General features: G+C 40.7%; 24 protein-coding genes, 2 tRNA genes and 1 pseudogene. 8 read left to right on the top strand and 19 right to left on the bottom strand.

The genetic code is table 11. The features are described 5' to 3' along the window. Positions 1–72 precede the first annotated feature (72 nt). The 6 genes from GQ61_RS07385 to GQ61_RS07410 form a co-directional block, all read right to left on the bottom strand. Positions 73–750 carry an outer membrane beta-barrel protein gene (locus tag GQ61_RS07385; protein WP_085784714.1) on the bottom strand — a complete coding sequence of 226 codons (678 nt, stop codon included), beginning with the start codon at positions 748–750 and terminating at the stop codon, positions 73–75. Between the two features lie 162 nt (positions 751–912). Further along, positions 913–2,994 (bottom strand): OPT family oligopeptide transporter, encoded by a 2,082-nt coding sequence (locus GQ61_RS07390; protein ID WP_232317311.1) that lies wholly within the window; start codon positions 2,992–2,994, stop codon positions 913–915. Between the two features lie 221 nt (positions 2,995–3,215). After that, a complete protein-coding gene (locus GQ61_RS07395) occupies positions 3,216–3,968 on the bottom strand; it encodes an ABC transporter ATP-binding protein (protein WP_085784715.1) in 753 nt (250 codons plus the stop codon). Beyond that, on the bottom strand, positions 3,965–4,849 hold the full coding sequence (locus GQ61_RS07400) for an ABC transporter permease (RefSeq protein ID WP_085784716.1): 885 nt from the start codon (positions 4,847–4,849) through the stop codon (positions 3,965–3,967). Before GQ61_RS07400 ends, GQ61_RS07395 begins: the two co-directional genes overlap by 4 nt. Before the next feature lie 3 nt (positions 4,850–4,852). Then, on the bottom strand, positions 4,853–5,854 hold the full coding sequence (locus GQ61_RS07405; RefSeq protein WP_198157314.1) for an ABC transporter substrate-binding protein: 1,002 nt from the start codon (positions 5,852–5,854) through the stop codon (positions 4,853–4,855). Between the two features lie 51 nt (positions 5,855–5,905). Continuing rightward, a complete protein-coding gene (locus tag GQ61_RS07410; RefSeq protein WP_085784718.1) occupies positions 5,906–6,241 on the bottom strand; it encodes a YerC/YecD family TrpR-related protein in 336 nt (111 codons plus the stop codon). 167 nt (positions 6,242–6,408) lie between these two features. On the opposite strand from GQ61_RS07410, the gene GQ61_RS07415 reads away from it, so the two are divergent. Further along, entirely contained in the window at positions 6,409–6,852 is a 444-nt protein-coding gene (locus GQ61_RS07415; RefSeq protein ID WP_085784719.1) for an NUDIX domain-containing protein, read from the top strand. Between the two features lie 30 nt (positions 6,853–6,882). Here GQ61_RS07415 and GQ61_RS07420 read toward each other — a convergent pair whose 3' ends face one another. Further along, positions 6,883–7,413, bottom strand: coding sequence for a hypothetical protein (locus tag GQ61_RS07420; protein WP_085784720.1), 531 nt, complete (start codon positions 7,411–7,413; stop codon positions 6,883–6,885). A gap of 135 nt (positions 7,414–7,548) precedes the next feature. Further along, positions 7,549–7,622 (bottom strand) — tRNA-Gly (locus GQ61_RS07425). A 113-nt stretch (positions 7,623–7,735) separates the two neighbouring features. Here GQ61_RS07425 and GQ61_RS07430 point away from each other — a divergent pair. From GQ61_RS07430 to pssA, 3 genes are all read left to right on the top strand, one after another. Further along, positions 7,736–7,810: transfer RNA gene (locus GQ61_RS07430), tRNA-Gln, on the top strand. A gap of 93 nt (positions 7,811–7,903) precedes the next feature. Next, a complete protein-coding gene (locus tag GQ61_RS07435) occupies positions 7,904–8,590 on the top strand; it encodes a phosphatidylserine decarboxylase (protein ID WP_085784721.1) in 687 nt (228 codons plus the stop codon). A gap of 8 nt (positions 8,591–8,598) precedes the next feature. After that, positions 8,599–9,414 (top strand): CDP-diacylglycerol--serine O-phosphatidyltransferase, encoded by an 816-nt coding sequence (gene pssA, locus GQ61_RS07440; protein WP_085784722.1) that lies wholly within the window; start codon positions 8,599–8,601, stop codon positions 9,412–9,414. Here the strand turns inward: pssA and tssA are convergent. From tssA to GQ61_RS07495, 11 genes and pseudogenes are all read right to left on the bottom strand, one after another. Then, on the bottom strand, positions 9,411–10,580 hold the full coding sequence (tssA, locus tag GQ61_RS07445; protein ID WP_198157315.1) for a type VI secretion system protein TssA: 1,170 nt from the start codon (positions 10,578–10,580) through the stop codon (positions 9,411–9,413). The genes pssA and tssA overlap by 4 nt on opposite strands. A gap of 13 nt (positions 10,581–10,593) precedes the next feature. Next, positions 10,594–14,850, bottom strand: coding sequence for a type VI secretion protein IcmF/TssM N-terminal domain-containing protein (locus tag GQ61_RS07450; protein WP_085784724.1), 4,257 nt, complete (start codon positions 14,848–14,850; stop codon positions 10,594–10,596). Positions 14,851–14,859: 9 nt separating this feature from the next. Further along, entirely contained in the window at positions 14,860–15,666 is an 807-nt protein-coding gene (locus tag GQ61_RS07455) for a DotU family type IV/VI secretion system protein (protein WP_085784725.1), read from the bottom strand. A gap of 109 nt (positions 15,667–15,775) precedes the next feature. Then, positions 15,776–17,119 (bottom strand): type VI secretion system baseplate subunit TssK, encoded by a 1,344-nt coding sequence (gene tssK, locus GQ61_RS07460; RefSeq protein ID WP_085784726.1) that lies wholly within the window; start codon positions 17,117–17,119, stop codon positions 15,776–15,778. Between the two features lie 19 nt (positions 17,120–17,138). Beyond that, entirely contained in the window at positions 17,139–17,825 is a 687-nt protein-coding gene (locus GQ61_RS07465) for a hypothetical protein (RefSeq protein ID WP_085784727.1), read from the bottom strand. 30 nt (positions 17,826–17,855) lie between these two features. Next, positions 17,856–18,884 carry an SPOR domain-containing protein gene (locus GQ61_RS07470; RefSeq protein ID WP_085784728.1) on the bottom strand — a complete coding sequence of 343 codons (1,029 nt, stop codon included), beginning with the start codon at positions 18,882–18,884 and terminating at the stop codon, positions 17,856–17,858. A gap of 116 nt (positions 18,885–19,000) precedes the next feature. Beyond that, a pseudogene (locus GQ61_RS07475) lies at positions 19,001–19,630 on the bottom strand (NADPH-dependent F420 reductase); the annotation flags it as partial. Positions 19,631–19,736: 106 nt separating this feature from the next. After that, positions 19,737–20,531: a UMP kinase gene (gene pyrH, locus GQ61_RS07480; RefSeq protein WP_085784730.1), complete on the bottom strand. Its 795-nt coding sequence runs from the start codon at positions 20,529–20,531 to the stop codon at positions 19,737–19,739. Between the two features lie 10 nt (positions 20,532–20,541). Next, complete coding sequence (gene tsf, locus GQ61_RS07485; RefSeq protein ID WP_085784731.1) at positions 20,542–21,468, bottom strand: translation elongation factor Ts; 927 nt, start codon at positions 21,466–21,468, stop codon at positions 20,542–20,544. A 20-nt stretch (positions 21,469–21,488) separates the two neighbouring features. Beyond that, entirely contained in the window at positions 21,489–22,277 is a 789-nt protein-coding gene (gene rpsB / locus GQ61_RS07490; protein ID WP_085784732.1) for a 30S ribosomal protein S2, read from the bottom strand. 249 nt (positions 22,278–22,526) lie between these two features. Continuing rightward, positions 22,527–23,882: an Rpn family recombination-promoting nuclease/putative transposase gene (locus GQ61_RS07495; RefSeq protein ID WP_198157316.1), complete on the bottom strand. Its 1,356-nt coding sequence runs from the start codon at positions 23,880–23,882 to the stop codon at positions 22,527–22,529. A 313-nt stretch (positions 23,883–24,195) separates the two neighbouring features. Between GQ61_RS07495 and frr the strand changes: the two genes are divergently transcribed. From frr to GQ61_RS07515, 4 genes are all read left to right on the top strand, one after another. After that, on the top strand, positions 24,196–24,753 hold the full coding sequence (frr, locus tag GQ61_RS07500) for a ribosome recycling factor (RefSeq protein WP_085784734.1): 558 nt from the start codon (positions 24,196–24,198) through the stop codon (positions 24,751–24,753). A 117-nt stretch (positions 24,754–24,870) separates the two neighbouring features. Next, a complete protein-coding gene (gene uppS, locus GQ61_RS07505) occupies positions 24,871–25,548 on the top strand; it encodes an undecaprenyl pyrophosphate synthase (protein ID WP_408606998.1) in 678 nt (225 codons plus the stop codon). Next, positions 25,526–26,182, top strand: a complete 657-nt coding sequence (locus tag GQ61_RS07510) for a phosphatidate cytidylyltransferase (protein ID WP_085784736.1) — start codon at positions 25,526–25,528, stop codon at positions 26,180–26,182. The genes uppS and GQ61_RS07510 overlap by 23 nt, the downstream gene beginning before the upstream one ends. After that, the gene (locus GQ61_RS07515; RefSeq protein ID WP_085784737.1) at positions 26,179–26,604 is read left to right on the top strand and encodes a DUF6314 family protein; all 426 of its coding nucleotides are present in this window, start codon (positions 26,179–26,181) and stop codon (positions 26,602–26,604) included. The genes GQ61_RS07510 and GQ61_RS07515 overlap by 4 nt, the downstream gene beginning before the upstream one ends. The last annotated feature ends 74 nt before the right edge of the window (positions 26,605–26,678 follow it).

Raw genomic sequence — 26,678 nt, forward strand, 5'->3', positions numbered from 1 at the left:
TTTCTGAAAACTCTGAGGACTCTACCTAACTTTTGAGAAGGATAAAAGAGGGAGCAGAGCTCCCCCCGAAAATTAAATGACAAAACTGAGTTTAAAGAGGAGATTATGAGAGTCGTAATCTCCCAGCACTTTTACATCTTGAATTCCATTTTTGAAACCAAGCTTATGCTTCTGATACAAGGCAAAACGATATTCCGTGCTCGTAATCACATGTTTCCCCCACTGATAGCCAAAACCAACACCTAAAGCGAGACCTGGGAGAATTTTTTGATTACCTACTTGGCGTCCTGACATATTTACACGCCACAAGCTCATGATAGGTCCAATCATAACATAAGGAAGCAATTTACCTGTGTTGTAGCCAAATTTACCAGCAATAACCATGCTAAATGTTTTTTCAACAGTATGGGGAACACTGATTGTAAACGCTGGGGGACTCGGCATTTTGGCTTTACCATTGGCATCAAATTCAACACCCAGTTCAGCGCCTAAATAAATTTTCTTCTTCGTGGTGGATCCCATGCCCAAATGAAAGCCAACGGGCAAAGAATTTTTTGTGCGATTTGCAGTACTAGAGACTTGCTGCTGTGTAAACCTTGTTTGAAGTTGATTATGGGACCAACCGATGGTTGCCCCTACATACATCCCATTAAAGGTACGACTGCCGCCAGCAGCTGAAACAGATGAATGTGTGAGGAATGTAGAAAGCACTATGGAAAGGGCTGGCAGAACAATTTTAAGTTTACGCAATGGAGCCTCCGAGGTTAATTTTTAGTTAAAATCTAAGCGAAATTTCCTTAAAAGGCGACCACCGATGCGCTTAATCATTGATTCTTCTTGGATGTGTGTCATGGGAGTGACAGAATCAATGAAGTGCAGAACATAAGGGGGATTTCAAGCCCCCCTTCGTTTTTAATATTTTCTTTGGGTCGTGATTCGATAGAGATAAAGACAGATACCAATGAAAGCCGTACTGCCCATTAACATAGCCCAAGTGTGGAACCCTTCAGGTGCAATTTTGAAAATAGTCGTTGATTGATAGGCAGCAAAGGGGCCAGCTAAGAGAATTCCAACAAGAGCTTCACCGGCAATCAACCCTGAGCACAAAAGCAGCCCTCTACGACGCGCATGAGATTCAGCTTTGTGAAAATCAACCCCTAGGGTTGCTCGGCTTTTATCTAATTTCTTATCGGCAAAAAATGCGATGAACCCACCAATTGCCAAGGGTACAACAACTTCCATGGGCATATAAAGACCAAGAGCTACTGCGAGAACTGGAAAACGCCAGCGAGAATTACGATGCTTCATGATGGTATCCAAGATGATCACGCCGATGGCGATGCTGCCGCCTAGTATGATCATTGACCAATCAAGAGATTGGGAAAAAACTCCTTGAGCCATGGCTGCCATCAAAGCAGCTTTAGGTGCAGCTAAAGCCTGAGCAGGATCCATTCCTGGACGTGGTAAAACATCTCCAATTCCATAGGCTTCAAACAATACCTGTAAAATTGGCGTAATAGCGATAGCGCCTGCTACGACACCCACCATCAACATGACCTGTTGTTTCCAAGGTGTCGCTCCAACGATTTGTCCAGCTTTTAAATCTTGTAAGTTATCACAGGAAATAGAAGCAGCGTTGGCCACAATCGCACCAAAAATAATGGTCATACCTGCTGCTGCTAAAGCTTTGGTCGTATTAGAAAGAAAATCCACTTCAAAGCCCAAAAACATCCACAGCAATAAAGAAATGGATAGAATGACCATGATGGTAATGCCTGATAACGGATTGTTTGATGAACCAACAATACCAGCCATGTATCCAGCAATAGCTGAGCCAAGAAATCCCAAAATCAGTGAAGCAATAGTCATCCCTCCAATGGTTGACCAGTGAAGAAGGGGGCTGATTTCCAAGTTTGAAGAAGACATAATATAATGAAAGATTAGCATGAGAGGGATCGTTAAAAGAACAATTCCTCCCATTACATAAGACATCGGAATATCAGATTCGGTGCGTTTAATGTGCCCTGAGCCCCCAAGCTTTAAATGGCCCAGCATCTCGAATGAAGATGAAATCGCATTTTTTATTGGCTTAATGAGGTAAATGAGCGTCCAAAAACCGCCAACTACCATAGCTCCTACACCAGTCATGCGCAACTTACTGCTCCAAATGCCAACCGCTGCATCATAAGCTGTTGCTGCATTTTCCGGCAGTCCATGCAAATAACCATAAATGGGAATACCCATGACCCAAACGATAATGTTTCCTAACAGCATGCTGACGCCCACTTCAACACCGACTATGTAGCCGGCTGCAATCATCACCACCGAAAGTCCTGTTCCAAGACCAACAACGGTTTTACCCGCCCTAGTCCAAGTCATGAGACTTTCTTCAAAAATCATGAGACCTGATTGAGAAAATTTAATTAAAGCAGATACAAACCCACCAACTAAAAGATCTTTAGCGCCTTCTTTTGAAACTGTATCCCCAGCTTTTAAAACTTCACCTGTCGCAATTCCTTCAGGGAACTTCAAGGGTTGTTCAATGATAAACGCCCGTCTTAAAGGTATTGAAAATAGAACGCCAAAGAGCCCTCCAACTGTGACCAAACTTGTGGTGAGAAAAAAGGGAAAATTCGTCCAATAGCGCATCATGAGTAACGCTGGCAACGTAAAGGCAACAGCGGCGGCTATGACTTCACCAGCCGAGGCAGCCGTTTGCACAATGTTGTTTTCAAGGATATTGGAGTTGCGAAAAAAGCGTAAGATTGCCATGGAAATGACGGCAGCGGGAATTGTTGCAGAAACTGTAAGACCAATTTTTAACCCCAAATAAGCATTCGCACCTGCCATGAGAACAGCTAGAATGACGCCTAAAATAACCGCCTTCAATGTGATTTCAGGAAGCGCGCGTGTGGCAGGAATGTAGGGTTTTACCTCTTCCATAACGTTTGTTGCTTTTAATGGTTGAAGTTCTCTAGCAGAAATTGTTTCCATAACTCATATCCTTAATTGCTACGAATTTAGAAGTATAGGTAAAATTCTAGAATAACGAAAGTGGTAAAGAAGGAATGAATTGATTTTTTAAGTTTAGGAAAAAACTTAATGACATTTCATTCTACATCCCCCTGTTTCGTCAACTGATGTTTTTTGCAATGGTTATCAAGCTTGGTTGGAAACACAAGAGCTCAATCTACTGCAGATTCAAATCCAAGAGATCAAATCTCATCAAAATAACCATGAAGATCCATGGGCTGGAGTTTTGATCTTTCCTTACCCTTTAAATCTTTAATGATTTGTCCTTGATGCATAAGCAAAGTACGTGTGCCATGCTCAAGAGCCTGAGTCATACTGTGAGTAATCATAAACACAGCACGCTCTTCTTGAGCGATAAGTTTTTCAGTAAGCGCCATGACAACGCGTGCCATTTTTGGATCTAGGGCTGCCGTATGTTCATCGAGCAGCAAAACTTTGGAAGGTTTGAGTGTCGCCATTAATAAGCTAACAGCTTGACGTTGTCCTCCTGACAGAGCGCCCATAGGATCTTTTAAACGCTTTTCAAGACCAATACCTAAATCAGCTAGGCGTTCTTTAAAAAATTCCCGATGCCCTCTAAGAGCCAAGCTCAATCCCCGACAAGTCCCTCGATCATAGGCAAGAGCGAGGTTTTCTTCGATTGTAAGGCTTGCACATGTTCCAAGCATAGGATCTTGAAAGACACGACTGACATATTGAGCACGCTTATTGGTTGTTTGTTTTGTAACATCAACACTATCAATGAAAATATGTCCGCGATCAACGAGTACGTCACCAGCCAAGGCATTCATCAACGTTGATTTTCCAGCGCCATTACTACCGATCACTGTCACAAATTCGCCTGCTTCTACCTTTAGATTGATGCCTCGCAGGACTTCAACTTCAAGGGGAGTGCCTTGATTAAAAGTAAGATGTAAGTTTTTTAATTGAATCATTGGGTCCTCCGCAAGCGACGCTCGCTGAATTTCTTTTGCACTTGAGATAAAATCATCGTTCCAGCGATAAGGCCGGCTTTAATAAAATTCATGTCTGAAGCTTTTAATCCAATATCCGTGGAATTTAAAGCAAAGGCCTGCATTAAACGTAACAACAAGGTGCCAATCAAACATCCTAAAAGAGCAAAACCAATACGGCGACTCCGGATAATTGCTTCGCCAATAATAACTGCAGCAAGGCCATCAATAATTAAAGCTTGGCCCATGTTAATATCAACAAAGCGTTGGTATTGACAAAAGAGGGCCCCCGCCATTGCGACGATGCCGTTGCTTAAGGCTAAGGTGAAATAGGTAACAATATTAACGTTAACGCCATAAGCGCGACTTACCCTTGCGTTAACTCCCGTGGCGCGAATGGCTAAACCATAGCGTGATGCAAAAAAGAGTGTAAGCAAAATTAAGCCTATAATCGCTATGATAAATAGCGTGAGCAAATATTTTTGATCAAGATTGCACCAGTCGAAAATTGTTGGCTCCTCCATCAATGAAATATTGGGTCTTCCCATGATTCTAAGATTTACAGAGTAAAGAGCAAACATGGTTAAGATGCCTGCAAGCAAGCCTAAAACATGCCATCGAACATGCAGGTATGCTGTGACTGAACCTGCTCCCATACCTGCGATAAAAGCAGCTATAGTCGCCAAAAAAGGTGAAATGCCACTGATGATAAGAACCGTGGCGACAGCTGCACCCAGAGTATAGCTGCCGTCAACGGTCAAATCGGGAAAATCAATAATCCGAAAAGTAAGATACACGGCCATGGCAATTAAGCCAAAAATAAGACCAATCTCTGTAACACCAATGATTTGGACGAGGGTCATTGTTTATTTTTCCTTATGTTGTTTACCAACAGTGACCGTCGCACGCTTTAAGAGATCTTCAGAGATGGACAGGTTGATGGCTTTTGCAGTTTTTAAATTAAGGGCTAGATCGATACGATCAGGAAACACAACAGGCATTGTGCTTGGATTTTGACCATTGATTATATTAATGACCATTTCCCCTGTTTGACGTCCTATCTCATACTGATTGGGACCAATGGCAGCGAGAGCGCCTTGATCAATTAAATCAATATCACTAACGACGATGGGGATTTTAGCTTCTAACCCTGTTTTCGCTACGGCATCAAAGGCTGAAAAAGCTGTGCTGTCGTTGGTGATAAAAATAAGGTCTACTTTTCCCACCAGACTTTGAGCAGCAGGTCCTACGTCAATAGACTTATTGGCCATGGCAGGAACAACTTTAATGTTTTGCTCTTTGCATAAGCCCTTAAACTGTTCAATCAAGGTGACAGAATTTGCTTCACCGGGATTATAGATGACACCAACAGTCTTTAAGTTTGGAACGAGATTTTTTATCAAGTCTAATTGAGGGGCCCAATCAATCATGTTTGAGACACCTGTCATAAACCCTTGAGGATTTTTTAAATCTTTTACAAGTTTTGCGCCTAATGGATCAGAAACTGACGTAAATACTACAGGTATCTGACTTTGAGCGTTTGCACTTAGAAAGCTTTGTGCAGAAGGTGTTGCTATAGCTACAATGACATCTGGCTTCTGTCCCACAAATTTTTGGGCAATTTGCGCTGCAAGACTCATATTGCCTTGGGCTGAGTCATAGGTCCATGAAAGCTTGTCTCCTTCATATCCCTCTTCCACTAAGCGATCATAAAGACCTTTGCGCGTTTCATCGAGCGCTGGATGTTCAACAATTTGTGTGACTGCAATCTTTAATTTTGCATTGGTGTCTTTGGATTGTTGAGCGAGCGATAGTCCAATGCTTGAAATCATACCTAGAACAACAAAGAGAAAACGACTGTATTTCATAATATATATCCTTAAATTAAAATTCGACATTGATGAGGGTGAGATGCAGTATCAATGTCGATGAAGAGGCAGATTTTTTGTGCGCTCCAGAATGGCGCGATATCCTTGATAAGATTCATGTGTTAAAAAGCGGGCGACACGCCCAATAGTGGCTAAACTAACGCCTGTTTCATCATGAATATCACGATAAGATTTTTTTCCTTCAGCCAACAACTGCGCTACACGCCAACGATCGGCCATAGCAGTAAGTTCTGCGGGCGTACATAAATCCTTAAAGAATGCAGAGCACTCTTCAGGAGTCTTGAGAGACACAATAGCTTTAAACAAAGCTTTTTCTGCTTTAATGCTTTCAGACTTGTTAAGAGCGCGTACTGTACTTTTTTGCATTATCATATTCTGTAGTGGTGTAATACTGTACTAATTAGTTAGTACGATAGCACAGATTTGTCAAGGAGAAAAAATAGGATCGATTGCGATTGTCTTGATTTTGTAAGATATTTTTTGTTTAGTGTGCAAAAAATAATATGTTTTGAAACTTTGGATCAAAATTTGAAATGCAAGAACAGATTTTTCATTTGGGCGTAAAAGCTTTGATTTTTAACCATCAAGGGCAAATTCTCTTACTGAAGGTAAACCAGAACAATTTTACCGAAGTGCAGGAAGAAGATTACTGGGATCTGCCTGGCGGACGTGTCTTAGAAGGACATACCAGTGAAGAAACTTTAAAAAGAGAAATCAAAGAAGAAACTGGTCTTGAACGCATTGAGTTAGGACAGTGTTTAGGAATGACGCTCTCTAATATGAGGATTCCTTTAAAAAATGGCATCAAGGCGGGTCTTGTTGTAGCGGTTTATGTGTGTCATATGACGGTGGATGCAGCAATTCAAATTAGTAAAGAGCATCATGATTTCAAATGGGTTGAACCCCATGAGGGAGCGAAATTGCTCTCAATCAAATATCCAAAAGATTTCTTTGAAAAACTGCTTATCACGGCATGATATCTCAGCCATCCCCTTAAATGACTGTGATCACTCTTGATAAGTATTTATTGAGCCATTGACGTCTTCTGTTCTATTCTGAATCAAAGAGTAATCAATCAATAGGCCACAAAGTGCTAGAATTCTTATGGGGGGGTGAGAGGTAGTATCATTTGCGACGCTTTCTAAAAAGAGTTTCCCCTGATTTGCAAAGCCTGAAGAAATTAAAGAGAAACCAAAGGTAACGGTCTTAAAATCTCTTAATTCCTTTGAAAGTAAATCTAATGAGAAGTCAATATTGTGTAGAGGTAATGGAACTGATTGATCGACTGTTGCTTCATCGCACAATATGCCTTGGCCATAGCGTTGTATAAAGTCAGCATCAATTTGCATAGCTTCAACATCTTGAATTGAGGTTCTTGCTTGGTCTGTTGCATTTTCTTCATTCCCGTTTGGGGAAGATAGGTAGAATGGTGAAATAGGAGAAGAATTTGAGGAAAGCTCATCTGAATCTGGGTCACTAAAGGCCATAACTTCAACGCTGAGTAGCATAAGGAATAGTAAAATAAGACTTTTTTGCATGTTAAAAATTCCTTCTTCATGAGGTTAATTTCTTAGATCAAGACATGAGAGGGTAGCATAACGCCTTTAAAAGTCACCTGCTTTTAAAATACGTATCCCAAATATTAAAAGGGAGTGAAATATGAGAGGCGAAAATGGAGCGGGTGAGGGGAATCGAACCCCCGTCTTAAGCTTGGGAAGCTTCTACTCTACCATTGAGCTACACCCGCGGCTCCGTTTTTATAGAAAATCCGGGCCTTTTCCGCAAGAGACAAATATTTTATGAGAGAACTATTGCATCTGAAATAATTTCTTACTAGATTAGCGATGCTTTTTGATTCATTGGGGCGTAGCCAAGTGGTAAGGCAGCGGGTTTTGGTCCCGCCATCCGTGGGTTCGAATCCTACCGCCCCAGCCAATGCATCAAAAAAGTCGGCTTCTTTTGTCAAAAGTTCTCTGCTAAGCTAGCGTCTTTATTAAAAAATTAAGTGAAAATTTAAGGAGTTATCTCATGAAACAGTATCTGGTCCCCAATATTCATAGGGACGGCTGGGTCTTTATCGCTATTTTTGCTATGGTGACTTTTATTATTGGACTTGAATCTGATGCTTTGGCGTGGATAGGTGCTATTCTAACGGGGTGGTGTGTTTACTTTTTTAGAGATCCTGACCGTGTAACGCCGGTGAGAACGGGTTTGGTTGTCAGTCCTGCGGATGGATTGATCCAATCCATTACTGAAGCTCCTCCTCCTCAGGAGATGGGCTTAAAAAAAGGAAAATACACGCGTATAAGCATTTTTTTGAGTGTTTTTGATGTTCATGTGAATCGTGTGCCGATTGGAGGGAAAATAATAAAAAGTATTTATCATCCTGGTAAATTTTTTAATGCTTCCCTTGATAAGGCGAGTATTCATAACGAACGTCAATCTCTCGTGGTTCTCACAGAGGATAAGCAAGAGATCGGATTTGTACAGATTGCAGGATTAATTGCACGTCGCATTCGTTGTGATGTGGAAGAAGATCAAAAAGTAAAAACGGGTCAACGTTTTGGTATGATTCGCTTTGGCAGTCGTATGGACGTTTATTTACCTAAAGAGACACCAATTTTAGTTCTTGAAGGACAAAGAGCCGTTGGAGGAGAAACCATCCTTGCTGATTTTAAAGCGGATGCAGGAATTAAATCAGGCGAGAAACACTGAGGTAACCTATGGTGCGCAAAAAAATTAAAGTTTTTAAGACGTCCTCAAAGCCTCTTTCTAAATCCTTTCAGGCACTTTCATTTGCGCGTCTTTTACCAAATATTGCAACAGTTATGGCTTTATGTATTGGTCTTACTTCCGTGCGCTTTGCTCTACAGGATCGATTTGAAGAAGCGGTAATAGCGATTCTTGTGGCAGCTGTTCTTGATGCAATGGATGGCCGTTTAGCAAGGCTTTTAGGAGCTTCCAGTGATTTTGGGGCTGAACTTGATTCCCTATCTGATTTCATTAGTTTTGGTGTAGCGCCAGCCCTGGTAACTTATATGTTGAGTCTTAAAGTATGGCAGGGTTTTGGATGGGTCATTATATTGTTCTTTGCTGTGTGCATGTCTTTACGACTGGCACGGTTTAATATTAGCAATCGTGTGGTGACCGACAAGGCGCCGCCAGCATGGGCCAAGCAATTTTTTACCGGTGTGCCAGCTCCTGCAGGGGCCATGCTTGGACTGCTCCCTTTGATGCTTTTTCTTGCAACAGGGCTTGAAATTTTTATTCAGCCTATTGTCTCAGCGATGGTTTTGATTTTAACAGGTATATTGATGATTAGTCGTTTGCCCACGTTTTCTTTTAAAACTATTCAAATTCCTCCACGCTTAGTTTTGCCAACTCTTTTGTTGGTAGGGCTTTTCGTCGCTTTTTTTATGACCTATCCGTGGCTAACCATGAGTGTTTGTTTGGGGGCTTATGTGGTGAGTTTTACGTATAGTTATAAACTTCATAACAAGCTCAAATTCACTAGTGCAAAGGAAAAGAGCGTTTCTTAAATTTTTCGATCTGAAGTTTCTCGCGTGGTCTTTGTATCTTCATCGAAGAGGCGGATCAGCGAGCCAACGCCCAAAACTTCAGCGACGCGCTCTAATTCCTGTTGATTTGTCGTCGCATCTTTTAAAATCTCAATAAAGTTCTTTTTTTCCCAAGAGAGGGCGCGCGCAACTACGTAAGGTGTTGGACTATGAGGTTCGGTGCGTACCAAGTATTCGGCAGCTTTGGCAAGTAAATCATAAGCCTGTTCACGACTTTGAATCTGGCCTTTTTCAGAGAATTGAGGATCAGGATAAGAAGACGTTGGAGGATCTTTTTCAGAAGTTTCTCCTGATGAAGGTTGTCCTTCGTTTATTTCTGTGGGGGCTTCTTGAAGCGCTTTACCTTCCTTAATGATTTTTTCAGAAAAATGTAAGATTTCTTGAATGGTTTCACGAACCTTATTAAGGCATGAGGGAGCTTCTGGGCACTTTTCGTAAACAAATTTTTCAAAAGCGGTTGAAGCTTCAAACGCACTTTTTAGATCCTCACTTAGTGTTTGATAAAAACTAACATGCGTTTTTTTAAACGAAGAGTCCATTTGATCGAGCGTGAGCTGAACAGAAGGCGGAATTTCTGCTGTACGTCCTCGTGCTTTCTTAAGGGTAACATCATAATGATTCGCCATTTCCCAGTCATTATATGACAAAGAGGGCGTTGTTTTATCAAATGGGCTTGTGATGGCAACATACTTAAAATGTTCAGCCATTTTGTCATTCATCCACACGATTGGTGACAGACGGTATTCCCTATCGTTTTCTTCAATCTGTGGATACATGTTATCCCAAAATTTCTCTGAAAAAGCTGCGACAAACTTAAGTCCTGCAATGTAACCTGCTACACTATAACGCTTAAACCAGGCTTCCATGAGCCATACAGCAATCTGCAAATCTTTTGTATGTTCAGAAAGGGCTTCGATAGCCGTTGACTCAACCAGCGGCCAATCAGATTTTTTCAGGGGGCGCTTCCATACTCCTTGAGGTATTGTCTCGTCCTCATCTCGACGTGCTTCTCTGATGAGCGTGTAATAGTGGTTATATTTCGTAAAACGTCCTTCAGGGGTATCTCCTTTTAAGGGAGACAGCAGTTTTTTCATTTGCTCAGCTGAAATGGGAAAATCTTGATTCATTTCCACCATCATCTCAAAAAACCGGTGCTTGCGTTGGAAAGCGCGGTAACATCATTAGTTTAGTTCCCTTTGCTGGAGCAGCTTTTTTCGCATTCTTTTTTGGTTTTTCTGGCGTATGCAAAGCTAAACGAAGGAAGACCTTGGAATATGGAGGAATTTTATTCGTAATGAGTGTTGGCTCGTCCACATCTTCTTCATCAGCTTCTTCGTCACTATCGATTTTTGCTTTACGAATTGTTGGGATCTTAAATTCTAATAAAATAGGAATCGGGTGATTTTTAAACTGTTGATCAGTGATCATATGATCTCTTAAAAGTCGAATCAAAGACCAGCGGCCATTATAAGAGTAAATAGCGGTATTGCCAATGACGGAAAGAGCATCTTGTGCATTGTCTGTTGTGGGAGCAGTATAGGCATCGTTTGCCCACCGGAATGAAAGAGTAATGGGATCACCACTTTTCCAGGAACCTTGATTTTTCTTGGCACGAAAATCAATGATATTATCTCCAACTTCAAGAGCCCAATCTATGATTTGATCGCCACCCACTTCTTTTTTTCTGTCTGTACGGAATTCCAAATCAAAATTTACCATCATGGATTTTTGACCTTCAAGGCCTAAATCAACGGCTGCCATGGTGATGCCTCTTATGCTTTGAATTTGCTTAATAAACTCACCGGCAGATCCATGTGAGTTATTATAATCCTTTGAAGTGCTGAGGATATCGAGCTCTGAGGTTGTTAAGGAATTAAAAAGTTCGAAAAAGGTTCTGACATCTTCTGGGTCGGCTTCTAAGCTGTCATAACGATTGTGTTTTGTAAATGGGAACCTATTGGCTAGATTCTCGTTAAAAAACGAAGAAAGACGATCGTATCGCTCATTGCTGCTTTTACCAATAATTGATTGACAACGCTTGAGAGCTGATACTTCGAGTCTATGACGAACCTCAAGGAAATAATCCCCACCTGATTCAAAATTTCTTTCATCTTCAACACGCGCCATGCAGTTTTCTAAAGTAATATCATTCAGTTCTTGCAGGATATAATCCTCAAGAATCTTTAAGGTATTTCCTGGGGTCTTTTTCTCATAATCATTGATTGTACTCACAATTCTTGCCCAACGATTAGCCAAAGGCAAATCAACGGGGATATCCTCTAGAAACCCAAGATTCAACATCATCAAGAGTGGCTCGGCCATTTCTCTCGCTAAGTAGGTTATGCGTCCACGCTGAGCAGTTAAATAGGCTGCAAGATTGTTTTCATCAGGCACATCAAAAGCTAAATAAGCCAAGATGGGCTCTCCATCCCATTGACGCAAGCTATCTTGATCAACGCTGTAAAGATTCTCAGAGTCTAAAAGGGCTTCAGTTCTTTCTAATAGTTGATAGCTTTGCGTAATAAAAAATTCTCGAAGCTTTGCATTTTTAACCAGATTATGGCCTTTTTCAAACACAGTTAAAAGTTTACCAAAGTAAGGAGCGACAGTAATAATATTTTGAATTTGCGAATGGAGCATTTCTCTTAAAGCGAAAGCTGTCATACCTTCTGGTAAGTCTTGAAAATTCTGAGCTTGCGCAAAAGAAGCCATGATTAATTCACGAACATTATTTTGTCCAAGCGTGAGTGTCAATTTTTGATATTTTATAGGCATTTTAACAAGGCTGTGCTGAGTAAATTGGGTATAGTCATCCACAACATCGAGGGATTTTTTCAAAATCATATCGTCCCAAAATAATAATTTTCCAGGGGGAACTTTATAGGTGAAATGAACTTTGGCAACTCGATCCATAAAAGATTCTTTTAAAAAGCCTGACATAGTATCAATAAACTCTATAAGGCCTGGTGAAGGATTGGAAACGACCTGACCATTTCTGATCTCAAAAAAAGAACCTGTGAGCGGAGATTTAAATTTTGCAAGGTCAATTTTAAATTTTTGAAAATCTTGATTGGTAATTTTTAAAAGTTCTTCACTCATTTGCGTTCCAAAAAGATTGGAGGCTGCAATTCTATCCATAACAATTTTGTAATCTTGAGATGGATTAAAAAGTTGGTTATCGAGCCAGTTCCAAGTGCCTTGAGAGGCCATGTCTGCTAAGGCAATCGCTTGATCAACGGTTTTTCTTAAATCCAAACCATCAACATTTTGATGATTTTTGACATCAGATAAAGAACAAATCGAAGTTTCAAAGTTAAAAATCAAGGGGTAGTTTTTGCGAATATTAAATGCTTGCTTCAAGAAATTTCGATAGAGAATGCCTAGCTTTTCCCCCGCCATTACTTGAAAAGGCTGAAGATCCATGGGGGTTTCAGTAGCGATTTTCAAAGCACTCATATAATAATCAAAATTACGGTGAAAGTCTGTTGAGACAGGTGTTTCATAAAGATAATTAATGAGTTCGCTAAAGTCTTGAACATTCCGCTTTTCTTCTAGGGTATTATAAGTGTTACTAAAGTGTTCAAGAGCTCTGATATTTGCTACGTATTCTTTTAAATTGTGAAAAGACTGAGATTGAGTCGGATTAACGATGAGTTCTTTACGTGCAGTGCGTGAAAGTTCAGGGATAGTGTTTATATCTGTGATTGATTTCGTTTTACGTACTAATGCGCCATAGAGGGATGGTAAAATTACTTTCGAGTAAGCAGCTGTTAAGCACTGACCAATCCTTTGATCTAAAATACTAATCCATGAAATGGGTATAAAAAACGATTTTGTTGATGTTGTTTTCATTGATGAAAAATCGCTTAAAATAAGCTGGGAGTGATGGTCCAAAAAATGCATCATCTCAGTATTATTTTCCGATAAATCCTGTCTTTGGTTTACGCCGGAAATTGATTGTTCAATGATATTCAAAGTTGGCACAATATCAGTCGCTTTTTCTTTCAGAATATTATGGCTGTAAAACAAACCAATAATCCACGCTGTAGTTAAGCCAACGGCTGAGGCCTTTACAAAGTTCAACAAGCGATTGGTCGAGGCTATAAGGCGTATGTTTGGTTTTGCTAAACTGGCTTCAGGAAAAATTTTGCGTTCGAAAAGATCGCGTAAATAAATAACCCGCTTTTTTATGGATTGAGCAAGGGGGTCGTCTAAGCCAATGAGCTTTTCTTCCTCAAGGAGATCGCCTAAACGCTGAGGTTCGTTAAGCTCGAATAAAGCGTCTGCAGCTATATCTGAAACATCTGCTTGCCCACAAAAATAAACACCTCGTAAAAAGAAAGGTTCATGGTATTCACTGATTTTAAAGATGGAATTGAGATAGTTGCCCAAATTTGGTTTTAAATTTGAAAATTCTATGGGAAAGAGAAAAACACCATCTCTTTCATCATGCGTTTTTCCTTCTGAGAAAATAGCATCTCGTGTACGATTAATATAGCGGTGCATATAGCTGAAAAGTTCATCAACCCAGCCTTGGTTATATCCCGTATCGATTGAATAAGGTGATGACCACCCAAAAATTTGTTGCTGATTTTGAGTGGGTGTTTCTGTCACAAAGCTATCAAAGCCAGGAATCAAATCACATTTTGTAACGATAACGTAGACGGGCACTTGCATAGCCAAAAAATTCACTAATTTGTTGAGTTTCTCAGAGATCACATGTGCACGTTCAGTAATTTCATTTTTAGATAAGTGACTTTCTCCAAAAAGCTCATCGGCTGGAATTGTTAAAATAACGCCATCAATGGGACGTTTTGGTCGAAAGCGATTAAAGAGCCGTAAGAGGTATTGCCAATCCTCATCATTGTTGTTGAGCCCAGCCTTTTCAAGGACGAGAGCTCCTTTTGCATCAATCAAAATACCTTGATTAAAGAAATACCAGTTGAGTTTCGCGTCATCGCCTTGAATTTCATACTCAGGACTTCCAATTGGCATCTCAAGATCAACGTCATTTAAAAGAGTTGTTTTACCTGAATCTTGAGAGCCTAAGAGCAAATACCAGGGTAGCTCATACTGAGGGTCGCGATCGCTAAGGTAAGTCTTTAAAATAGCCATAGTGCGCTTAAACGATTGACTCATTTCATCTTTATCTAACCATCCCCAACGTTCTTTAAAACGATGAATTGCCCAGAAAAAAGAATTCATTCCCTTCGGTTTTTTTTCTTCAGCAACGCTGACGGTTTGGGGACGCGCAAGAGCACGATTTTTTGCTGAACGTTTAATGGCGGCTGCGGCCACTAAAACTAAGCAAACGATAACAATGACGCCAAGGACAATAGCTCCAAAGGCAATGTACGGTAAATAGGGGAGTAATTTTTCTAAAAAGGCTCCAAGCATGTTTTTTTACTATTTCCCTGTTAAATCTAAAATTCTTTGGGTTGCACTGTATAAATCGGCAGTGTCATGATACCAAACGAAGAACGATGCAATGAGAATGATCAAAAAAATCCCCCCAATACCCAACATCCAATACTTCATGTCTTGTATTGTACGTATATCTCCTTTTTCGAGGGTGTACATGTAAGCTTCTGGAAAAAAAGCTTCCCCCTTATCAAATAGCTGCGATTCTCGGTGGTTAATAAAAATGTAGAGTTGATGTTTGTAGGCTGCAATTTTCCCTTGATCATCATAACCACGAAATTTCCCTAAAAAACCAAGACCTAAGGCAAGAAGATAAATCTCAGCTAGATCATTGCGTAAGGAATCTCTTGTGTTTAAGAAATTTTCTAGATTTTGAAAAAACAGATCTCCTGCATCATGGGTGCCAAACAATCTGGACTCAAGAAGGTTTTCTTCCCAATAACGTCTCCCTGGCCATTGAATATTTAAAAAAACTTCATCGGCAAGCGCAGTCATGACATATTGAGCTTCGCGATAGTAGTTTGAAGCAAATTCGCCCCCATAGCGGCTAGCTTCTATGGCTTGCTCCGTTAATAATTGATAGAGCTTATCAAGAATTTCTTGGGCTTGTTGTGCATAGACAGAGTCCATCGCACCTGGTGTTATATCTGTTGATTGCTCCGTTGATAACCAACCACCACTTTCAATACGTTCCTTTTCTTTTAATACAACATAATAAAAGGCTTCAAAATACTTTAAGACAAAGGACGTCTCAATTTCATTACCTTTTTTAATCGCTACTTTCCCTGCCATACTCTTTTGTTACCCTTCGCGTAAAAACCCCCGTTTCGTAACATTATAACAATTTTTTTAAAGTTTCTGTTAAAATTTATTTAACGATCCTTTTTTGATTGCTGTGTTGCTAGAAAAAGCTTTCTCGTCGATGCTTGGGGATAAACATCACAACTTCAACGGGCCGTGTTTCAATAGAATCCGATATATTGAAAATCAAGAGATTCTCATTTGCATCAATAAAGTCTGGGTTATTTTCAACTTCAAACAGCACCACATCTTTTGCAGGGAGAAGACTCATTTCTTCATCGCCAGTAATAATTTTACGAGTAACACCTAAAGTTCGACGATCACGAACTGACTCAACAAAACGATCGCTTGCAATAACAGCGCTGTTAATCCACTCAACAAGCTGTTTTTCTGTCATGGTTGGTGGTGTTTTAGCCCCTAAAACCAAACGATTACTCATCCATGTTTGGTCAAGTTTGAGCATGAAGAGACGATCTTTCTGTGTAAATTCAACCACAGTATAGCCTTCTTGGATCCGATCCAGCATTGAATGAATAAAATCAATGACTTCCATGAAACTAGAGCGTAGGTCGTTATAATTGAAAGGTTGGAAAGTGGGAGGCATTTGTCCAGAAACAACGTTAACAAAATGACCAGCAATAATATTTAAGGCGCAATACAAATCAAAGGGGTGTGCCAAATTCGTATTCAAAAGTGCTTCAAATGGAAGTATACCGCTGTTTAAGCTTCGCATGGCAGAATCAGCGTCGTTGGATAAAACCCCTAATGACCTTGAGCGTATTCGTTCCCCAAGAAAACCAATCTTGCTACGTATTCTTTTTGTTACATCGAGCAGGAGCGCTCCCAAATCAGAGTCCAAGGAAGTTTTTAACTGAGGAGGGAGGAAATCAGTGAACATGTAAGTGTTTTCCTCCATCGTCACAGTGGCAATAGGAAAACTGCTGTAGTGGTTAGGAGGTGCGTCGCTTACAAGGAGACAAATATTGGGTTCAAGAAGTGGAAAAGTTACTTCACCCAACCCTGTATTTTCATCTGCATAAGCGGGGCTTACCACTGAGCGATAACGGGAAAGCTTACCTTTAGTGTTCGCTGCTCCTGAACGATATTCAGGTACGCACAAATAAATTGTTTGAGGTTTATTTTGAATTGAAGGAGCAAATTGACTGAGATCAATACTTAAGTCTACATTATCGTCAATCGTAAAGGATACAACTAATCCGTCGGGAAATACGGCTTCAAGTTCTAAGAACTTTAAAGTGCCAACAACTAATAGACCTTCATCTATTTTGCTTTTAATAACGCCCCAATAAAAGGGTTTTATGTTGTTGACGTGGTAATGGATCATTTGCTCAAAGCGACGATCGCCTTGTTGAAAATGTTCTGGTAGGAGTAACATGCCCTCATACCATTGAATGGGTCTTTGAATACGTTGGACGTCTGCCATGACTTCCCCTTTTTTATAATTATTCTGGTGAGGCAAGATTCAGAGCTTTTTTGACGAGCCCACTTGCCTTTTCTTCTTCCTGTCTTGTTGTATCAACAACATCTGTTGCTGTATCAAGAGGATCTCTTCCTCCTTGATCTTCGGGGGGTCGACGTAAGCTCCCCGTGATCGCGCCGCTTTTTAGCGTGTCTCCTGTATAGGTTTTATCTTTTAATGCCGGCATACATCCTTGCTCAAGAATACAAAAATCGAAGCGGCGTAATCGAACGTGAATTTCATCTGATGAGCCGATCCTGAGACGATGAGTACCAGGCGTTAAATAATCAGCAAAAAGCAAAGCACCATAAGGAGAATCGGACCTTAAAGGAATCGGATGATCGGTGATCACTTGACCTGGAGTGAGCTCCCAATGAACAACATCAACCATTTCAGGATGATCTCTTCTGATTTGGTCACTTGAAGCAAAATAATCTTGAGATTTAAGCTTTACCAACGCTTTTAAAAGATCTACATCATAGACCAATAAAAGATCTACTGATGTTGCTGATGAAAGGTTAGCGTCTGCATCCAGAGACAGGCTGATCGTTTCAAAATTGATATCAGGATCATCGCCTCCACCCCCACAACCTGGGAGTAGGCTTGCGCACACAAAGCTCAAAAAGCCTATAAAAACAAAAGTTTTTAGATTTTCAATGACGCTTTTCACAATATTACTTTAGCTCCCCAATCATACTTTTTACGAACCCATTCTATCTTCATTTTTATCAATAATCACTACTCTTGCAGGTTGACGCCAAACGACTCGAAAAACCCCCATGGCTTCCTGAGCCGCCTTAAAGCTTTTAAATCCGCCAAACCTAACAGCATAATGGAGTTTATCATTAACAGTGTAGCGTACGATATAAGCATCCATACCCCTTTGTTTTAATTCTTGTTGTAAAGAATAAGCCACGTCACTGTCATTCAAAACCTGTACTTCAATGCTATAAACATTCTCATTAGTACCACTGTCAGCGTTCTTACTTGCTTGACTTCCTCCGGCTGCAGGAGCATTCCCTCCAGCGCCTGGAGTAGCTTTTTCTGCAGGCTTTCCCTCGATTACAGGATTGGATTGATGAGGGCCAATTTTATTCTCAACGTTGCCGGATAAAGCTTCTGCAATCCCAAGCGTTGCAGGTTCAATGACGGTGCCAATTTGCCAGCCAAGGGTTTGCTTAATTTTATTATTGAGCTGAGTTGTTCTTTGGATGATAGAATCGTGAGTAATACGTCTGGCTTGATCAGAACTTTGTTCTTCAATTTTTGTCAGCATAGCACCTTTGTTAGTGCCACCCCCTTCGTCACCTGTCGCAAGAGCTTGTTGATGTGCTGCATAGCTGTCATTTCCAGAACTTACAGAAGCACTTGAAGAAGCATTTTCCTCAGTTATTAGAGAAGGGGATCGATAGGGAGGGAAGAAACTATAGCAAAGCATGAAGCCACCTATAAAAAACAAAAATCCCATGATCAAAAAACCCAATATCATCCCAAGGATGGCGAGTTTACTGACAGGCGCTTTTATTTTGACTTGGGGGAGCTTCAAATGGTCCTCATTTTTCTTTGAAAGGCTCTGTAAGTCTTTGCTGAGAGCTGTTTCAGGATCTCCACTGGTAAGAGGACCTCCAACAGAAACAGGTATGGGGGGATGGTCTTTAGATTTTAAAATTTTAATATTTTCACGGCGCCTAACAGCGGCAAACCAAAAACCATCTGTTTTCTCAGTCACAGAAAACCAAACCTTTTTAAAACGCGTTTTTATAGGATACTATAGTATTTTAAGGCACTCCAGGCAACTCTTCTCTCATTGGGACTGATTGGTACTTCTTTTTTGCATCTTTGACGTTAGCGTTTCAAAAGACAAAATGAAAACTCTCCCTTAAAACCTTGCTTTAAGGCTATTTCTATCCACAACCAAGCAAGCTGCTCTAACTGCCTTGCTAAAATCAGACCTTTAAGTTCGACGGCGTCAAAACCAACATCTCGTGCAAGGCTTGCGACAATTTTTACAGAATCGGGGTCATCACCTGCAGCAAACATAGTAGATGGTTGAGTACCGTAAAGAGGATTCAACATATTTGTAAATCCTGTCTGGTTAAAACATTTGACAACTTTAGCGTCCTTGGCCCAAGAAGCGATGATTTCTGCTCCAGAAGTCGTATGAGCAACATCAAGGCCACTAAAATCCTCTTTAATGGGATTGGTGCAATCAACTAATATTTTATCTGCAAGAGATCCAAGGCTTTCAATGGCTTGTTGAGATGATTTCCAAGGAACAGCAAGCAGCACAATATCAACTTTTTGAACTGCATCGTGTGGGGTTGTGAGCGTAAAATGCGGCGTATTTCTAAGGGAATCATGCTTACTATTTGTGATATCTCTGACACCATACAAAATTTGGTGTCCTTTTTGAGAGAGTTTCATGCCGAGTGCTTTCCCAACATTGCCAGCGCCAATAATAGCTATTTTCATTCTTTTTCCTCTAAAAACATGAGATCTTCTATAATATTAGGAAAGTGGTATGCTATAAAGAAAAATATGAAAGTAAAAGCTGATGAGGCATCAGAAAATTAGAAGGTCTTTATTTTCGTTTTCCTTTAGACGCAGCTAACACATTGGATTTATTATTAGGCACAACTATTGTGCATTTTCCAAGACTCATAAGGGCTCTCTTTAACGCATGGTCTTCCAAAATTGAGAAGACAATGAGCGGTAGATTATTATCTCTTGCAAGAGCAATTGAAGCCATATCCATGACCGATAAATTATCCGCTAAAATTTGATCATAATGGAGTTCGGTGAAGTGTTTAGCGCGCTTGTCCTTTTTGGGATCAGAACTGTAAATACCATCTACTTTCGTGCCTTTAAGCAACACATCACAGTTCATTTCAGAAGCGCGTAATACCGCCGCTGTATCCGTTGTAAAAAAAGGATTTCCGCTGCCAGCAGCAAAAATAACCACACGTCCTTTTTCTAGATGATGCATCGCTCTGCGACGAATATAAGGTTCACAAACGGCATCCATGGGAATCGCCGATTGTACGCGCGTATGAATGCCCAAACTTTCGAGAACGTTTTGTAAGGCTAAGGCATTAATCACGGTACCAATCATCCCCATATAATCGCCTGTGGCGCGCTCTATACCATGGGTTTTAGATCCTGTCATGCCACGATAAATATTACCTCCACCAACGACTACGCAGATTTCTATGCCTGCTTGGTGAACTTCACGAATTTCATCGGCAATCTTATGGATGGCGTTGGCATCGAGCCCATAAGCTTGATCACCCATTAAAGCCTCACCAGATATTTTCAAAAGCACTCTATGGTACTTGGTTTTGGCCTTGTGGATGGTATAACTTGTGGTCGATGCCATTCCGTGATCCTTATTTTTTAAGCTGCTCTGCAACCTCTGCGGCAAAGTCTTTTTCTTCTACCTCGATGCCTTCGCCAATTCTAAAACAAGCAAAAGCCTTGAGTGTAATTGGTGCGCCAATTTCCTTAGCTGCATCTTCTACTACTTTTGATACTTTACGCTTTGTATCATCGATAAGGAAGAGTTGTTCGTGAAGAACAACTTCTTCGTAGTATTTACGGATTCGACCTTCAATCATTTTATCAAGAAACTCAGCAGGTTTGCCTGATTCTTTTGCTTGTTCAGTCAAAATACGACGTTCCCGTTCAAGCAATGCAGGATCTAAATCAGTGACCGTGTTGGATTGAGGATGTGCTGCGGCAATATGCATAGCAATCTTGCGACCCAAAGCCATCAACTGATCTTTGTCGCCAGTGGATTCAAGCGCTACAAGCACGCCAATGCGACCGAGATTGGTAGCAATAGCTGAGTGAATATAGTTTGCGACGACGCCATCTGTCACTTCAAGGACTTTTGCGCGACGAAGGTTTAAGTTTTCACCAATCACTGAAACAAGCTCGGTGAGCTCTTCAGCAACAGTGCGACCTGTTTGAGGATAAGCAGCTTTTTTGAGAGCTTCAATATCGTCACTTGATTTTTCGACAATTTCTGTGACTTTAGTCACGTATTCTTGGAACTTGTGGTTACGAGACACGAAATCAGTTTCAGCATTGACTTCCAAAAGAGCACCACGTTTTCCAAGGGTCAAAGCACCAACCAATCCTTCTGCTGCTGCGCGCGCAGCCTTTTTAGCTGCCGCTGCTAAACCTTTTTTGCGCAACCAATCAATGGCTGCTTCCAGGTCACCCTTGTTTTCTTCCAAAGCTTTTTTACAATCCATCATACCAGCGCCGGTACGATCACGAAGTTCTCTTACTGTTGCAGCAGTTATTGTCATAATTTTATCCTCAAATATAGTTATTGAGCAGGTTCTGGTGTTGGAGCCGCTTCGGCAGTCTCAACTTGCGGTGCTTCCAATACCTCAGTTGATTCACCCAAATCTACACCAGCAGCACGCAATTGATTTTGTAGACCTTCCAGAACTGTGCTTGAAACTAATCGACAATAGAGCTCAATAGCGCGAACAGCATCATCGTTACCAGGGACTGGAAAATCGACATGTACTGGATCTGAATTGGAATCAACAACGGCCACAACAGGAATGCCAAGTTTTTTAGCTTCGCTAATGGCGATGTGTTCTTTATTCGTGTCGAGAACGAAAAGAACATCGGGCACTCCGGCCATCTCTTTAATACCGCCAATTGACTTTTCGAGGTTATCACGTTCACGCGTAAGCTTTAATTGTTCTTTTTTTGTGAGGCCAATTTTTTCTTGGGAAAGACGTTCTTCCAATTGACGAAGACGTTGAATGGACTGAGATACAGTTTTCCAGTTGGTGAGCATACCACCCAACCAACGGTGATTCACATAGTACTGACCACAACGCTTTGCTTCATCAGCAATGATTGTAGAAGCTTGACGTTTCGTTCCTACAAAGAGGACCTTACCGCCATTTTTTACAACTTCAAGAACAACTTGAAGAGCGCGATATAACATTGGAACAGTCTTTTCCAAGTTAATGATATGTACACCATTACGAACGCCGTAAAGATAAGTCGCCATTTTGGGATTCCATCGACGAGGATGGTGGCCAAAGTGAACGCCCGCATTGAGCAATTCACGCATAGTAAAAGTAGGTAAATTCATCGTAATTCTCCTTCCGGTTTTTCCGCCGCAGGGGGAACCTTAATTTTTAAGGCACCGGTTGAAGGGGATTTCCCATCATATCCTGCGTGTGAATTTAGTAAAATACAGCTTTAGCAACCTTCGCCAAAACTTAGACTTGTCTATACACCTCCTTACTTAAGAATGCAAGCAAGTAAGTCGGAGATATTTGGAAGTTGGATCCCCTCCAAGGGTGATTATCTGGAACATGCTCAAGGGGGGTAAAAATCCTTAGTCTTTACTTGAGTTGTTGGAAGAAAGGTTGATGATCTCTGAAAGAGAAAGGCCTGTGAGATCAGCGATCTCTTCATGAGAGCGATTTTTAGAGAGCAATTTTTTTGCGATTTCAAGAGATTTCTTCATTTGTCCCTCTGCTAATCCCCTTTCTAAACCCTCTGCTAATCCTTTTTCTAAACTCTCCGTTTTTAAAAGCTTATCATGCTCTGAGATGTTTTTAAAGATATCGGATTCTGCTTTGTAACGTTGGATGATCTCAAGAGGCATAGTTTTTATGGTTATTTGCTGATAAGCTTTTCTGAGAAATGTGCTGACGTCTTCTGGTATTTCTCTTTTGTTATGAGCATTTTTAAAAAGATCTAACCAATCTCTTAAGTTTTTATTATTTTGCGTTAAGTCCTCTGAGTAATTATCGCCCAATGCATATTGAATGAGCTGGATCTCATCAATCACATTGAGCTTGTCATGCTGGTCTTGAAAACGGTAATGACGTACACTATTTTTTTTATGTTCCCAATGGGTGTGGTTGAGAGGGCCACCCCCTAGGATGTTAATGCCAATCACTTTTTTAAAGTCATCCCATTGTCCCCCAGATTGGAGTTGGTTGACATAGACAGAAGCTGCGTAATAAAGGGCTCGCTCATCCCAATAGTTCTCTTTTTTAACTTGTACTTCAACCATAGCATACTCTCCTGTTGAAAGACGACACAGAACATCTAATTGAGATTTTCTATCTCTTGGTAAAACGCGAATAAAATCATCAAATTCTTGACTCAGTTTATGGAAAAACATAGTTGCAGCTGGCACAGAAGTTCCATGTTTATCAATGACTGTGTAGTCACTGGAATTACTTTTGAGTGCATCCATAAAGGTGCGCACATCTCTGTCACTGCATGCCTCTCTCAGGTTTGATAATCGGTGAATAGGATTTAAAGAAAGATCCAAGGGCTCCGTTGAAACAATATCAGAAAGGCCTGTAAAGGTTTTAATAAAGTCTAGTCGGACTTCAGGATTCGATAGCATGTACTTGGCTGTCGTATCATAGGTCGCACGGCCAAAGACTTGCTCTTTCGTTTCTCGAATATCCAAATAGTCAAAAATAGTAGAGTAAGCCCTTTGTTGAATAAAGTGCAAAGACCGTTTTGGAAACCTATTCCTTCTTAGGGAAAGAGTGCTCATAGAATGTGTCAAATCATCGATTCTAGGTGTACGCTTTACATCTTTCAGTATTTGCATTGATCTTGAAAGCTTTTGAGCTCCTTTGTTACAAAAGCCCTCCACTAACCAAGAGGCTTTTGCAGGGTGACAGAGCCCAAGCATAACGAACCCAATATTGAAAATTTTTATCATATGTTCCTCACTGTCAAAAATTATAGTGCTATTGAACCAAAACCAATATTTTTTGGAACTATTAGCGCATGAAATATTATTTTTAATTATGATATATGTATATTTAATTATTGCATACATGTCAAGATTTTTCTAAATCCACAGTTTATGGGGTAAGTTTATGAATTGAAGAAGTTTTAGCGTAGGGTCTCTCCTCTTAATATTGGCAAGCAGAGAAAATCAATGCTTTAGTTGTTTGAAAAAATAAGATGACATATTCTGATTCTTCCCTAAAATGGGCCAACAATAGATTGTTTTTATTAAGGAGTAGAGAATGTCAGACTTTGATGTCAAAGAATATGAACGGCGGATGAATGCGGCAATTGATGTACTGCATAAAGAATTTGCCGGGCTTAGAACTGGCCGCGCGTCCATCAACTTTCTCGAACCAGTCGTGATCGATGCGTATGGCGGTAAGTTACCCCTCAGTCAGTTGGCAACAGTTAATGCTCCTGAAGCACGTATGTTGGCTGTGCAAGTATGGGATGCTCAAATGGCACCAATTGTTGAAAAAGCTATTCGGGATGCGGGACTTGGTGTAAATCCTATGCGTGAAGGACAAGTGATTCGTGTGCCAATGCCGGAACTCAGCAAGGAAAGACGACAAGAATTGAGTAAAGTCGCTGCTAAATATGCTGAACAAGGACGTATTTCTGTACGTAACGTTCGCCGAGATGCTTTGGATTATCTAAAGAAAATGGAAAAAGATGGTACGATTTCGGAAGACCAATTCCATAAGTTTTCTGATCAAGTACAAAAATTTACCGATCAATCTGTGAAGAAAATTGACGACACTTTGGCTCTCAAAGAAAAAGACATTATGCAAGTTTAAGAGTGGTTGGACTTAGAGATGCTTAGAGGAGTTTTACGCCGATCAAGTAACCTTGCCGTTAAAGTGGAAGAAAAAGTCGTCGATAAAAATGCTATACCGCGTCATGTTGCCATTATTATGGATGGTAATGGTCGCTGGGCAAAAGCCCGTGGCATGCCACGCATGATGGGACACCGTAAGGGTGTTGAAGTAGCCAAGGAAATCACTCGTGCAGCTGCTGATATAGGAATTGAATATTTAACAATTTGGGCTTTCTCTACAGAGAATTGGCGGCGTCCACCGGAAGAAATTTCAGGTCTGATGGGGTTGCTTCATCACACGCTGAAAGCCGATTTGACTGAATTTCACGAAAATGGTGTGCGTCTTAGAGTCTTGGGGAGTCGGAAAAATCTAGATCAAAAGACTTTAGAGCTTATTGATCACGCCGTGAAACTGACCCAGAACAATACACGCTTCAATTTGAATATCGCTTTTAACTATGGAGGACGGGACGATATTATCCAGGCTGCGCGTACACTTGCAAAAAAAGTTCAAGAGGGTGCCTTGCAGCCTGATGAAATTAATGAAGATCTTTTTTCTGAATCTCTTTATACATGTGGTATTCCCGATCCTGAACTTTTGATTCGTACAAGTAACGAGTTACGCATTAGTAATTATATTTTGTGGCAAATGGCTTACACTGAAATGGTTTTTATCGAGACCTACTGGCCAGACTTTACAAAAGATGATTTATTAAAGGCGATTATTGACTATCAACAAAGGGATCGCCGTTTTGGTAAAGTTTCTTCAAAATAACGTCTCAATACGTATTGTGTCTGGGGTTGTTTTAGCACTTTTGACTTTGATAATTATTATTCAAGGCGTTCGTGCGTCTCAAGGATTAGTTATTGTTTGCATTTTGGGATCTTTCATTGAATGGACGAATCTTTGTTTTCGTATCTCAAAAGCACCGATCAATCGTCGCAATTTATGGGCTATAGGGGCGATTTATATGCTCGTTGCTGGGGTTGGATTTTTCCGTATGGTGGGCGCTGACGTTTCTATTCCTTGGCACTTTTTACAAATTTTGATTTTGGTGATCGCAAGCGATGTGGGAGCGTTTTTTGTAGGCACATTAATTGGAGGGCCCAAGCTTGCTCCCGCAATTAGTCCTAACAAAACCTGGTCAGGAGCTTTAGGGGGATTTTGTGCCGCTATCCTGGTGACAACGCTCTTTTCTCTTGTGTTGAATGTTGAGGCGATTCCTGCTGCTTTTTTGGTGTTCTATGCGATCTTGGCTCAAGGAGGAGATTTGCTTGAGTCTTGGGTAAAACGTCGTTTGGCTGTCAAAGATACGAGCAGTTTAATCCCTGGACATGGCGGGCTTTTAGATCGCTTTGATAGTCTTTTACCCATTGGTTTTGTATATTTTTTCAAAAGCTTTCTATGAGCCATGCACTTAATTGGCAACGGTGGTTTGAAGGAGAGTGGATTCTTGAGCGAACCATTGTTGATCGTCGCCAAAATCTCCTCGGCAATGTTACAGGACGTCTTCGTATTGTTAAAAAGGAATCGCAGTTATTTCTAAATGAATCTGGGGTCTTGCACTATGGCGCTTATGAAGGACCTGTTTCTCAACAAATGTCTATGACGTTTACCATGCCTTATTATGCAGATGTTTTCTTTGCGAATGGCCGGTATTTCCATAATTTAGATTTGCGAGAGAAGGAGTGGCGCATAGAACATCACTGTGGTCATGATCTCTATAAAGGCTGTTATCAAATTGATCCTAACAATTTTTTTATGATTACATGGCAAGTGAACGGACCCCGTAAGAATTTAAGTTTGTTATCAAAGTATAATAAGTTCTGAAGAGATCAAGGCGAAAGCTCTCATGATTCAATGAATATAGGTCCTTATACCTCCGAAAAATAAAGAGCATATAA

Source organism: Candidatus Nucleicultrix amoebiphila FS5, from assembly GCF_002117145.1.
GTDB classification, from domain to species: Bacteria; Pseudomonadota; Alphaproteobacteria; order Caedimonadales; family Nucleicultricaceae; genus Nucleicultrix; species Nucleicultrix amoebiphila.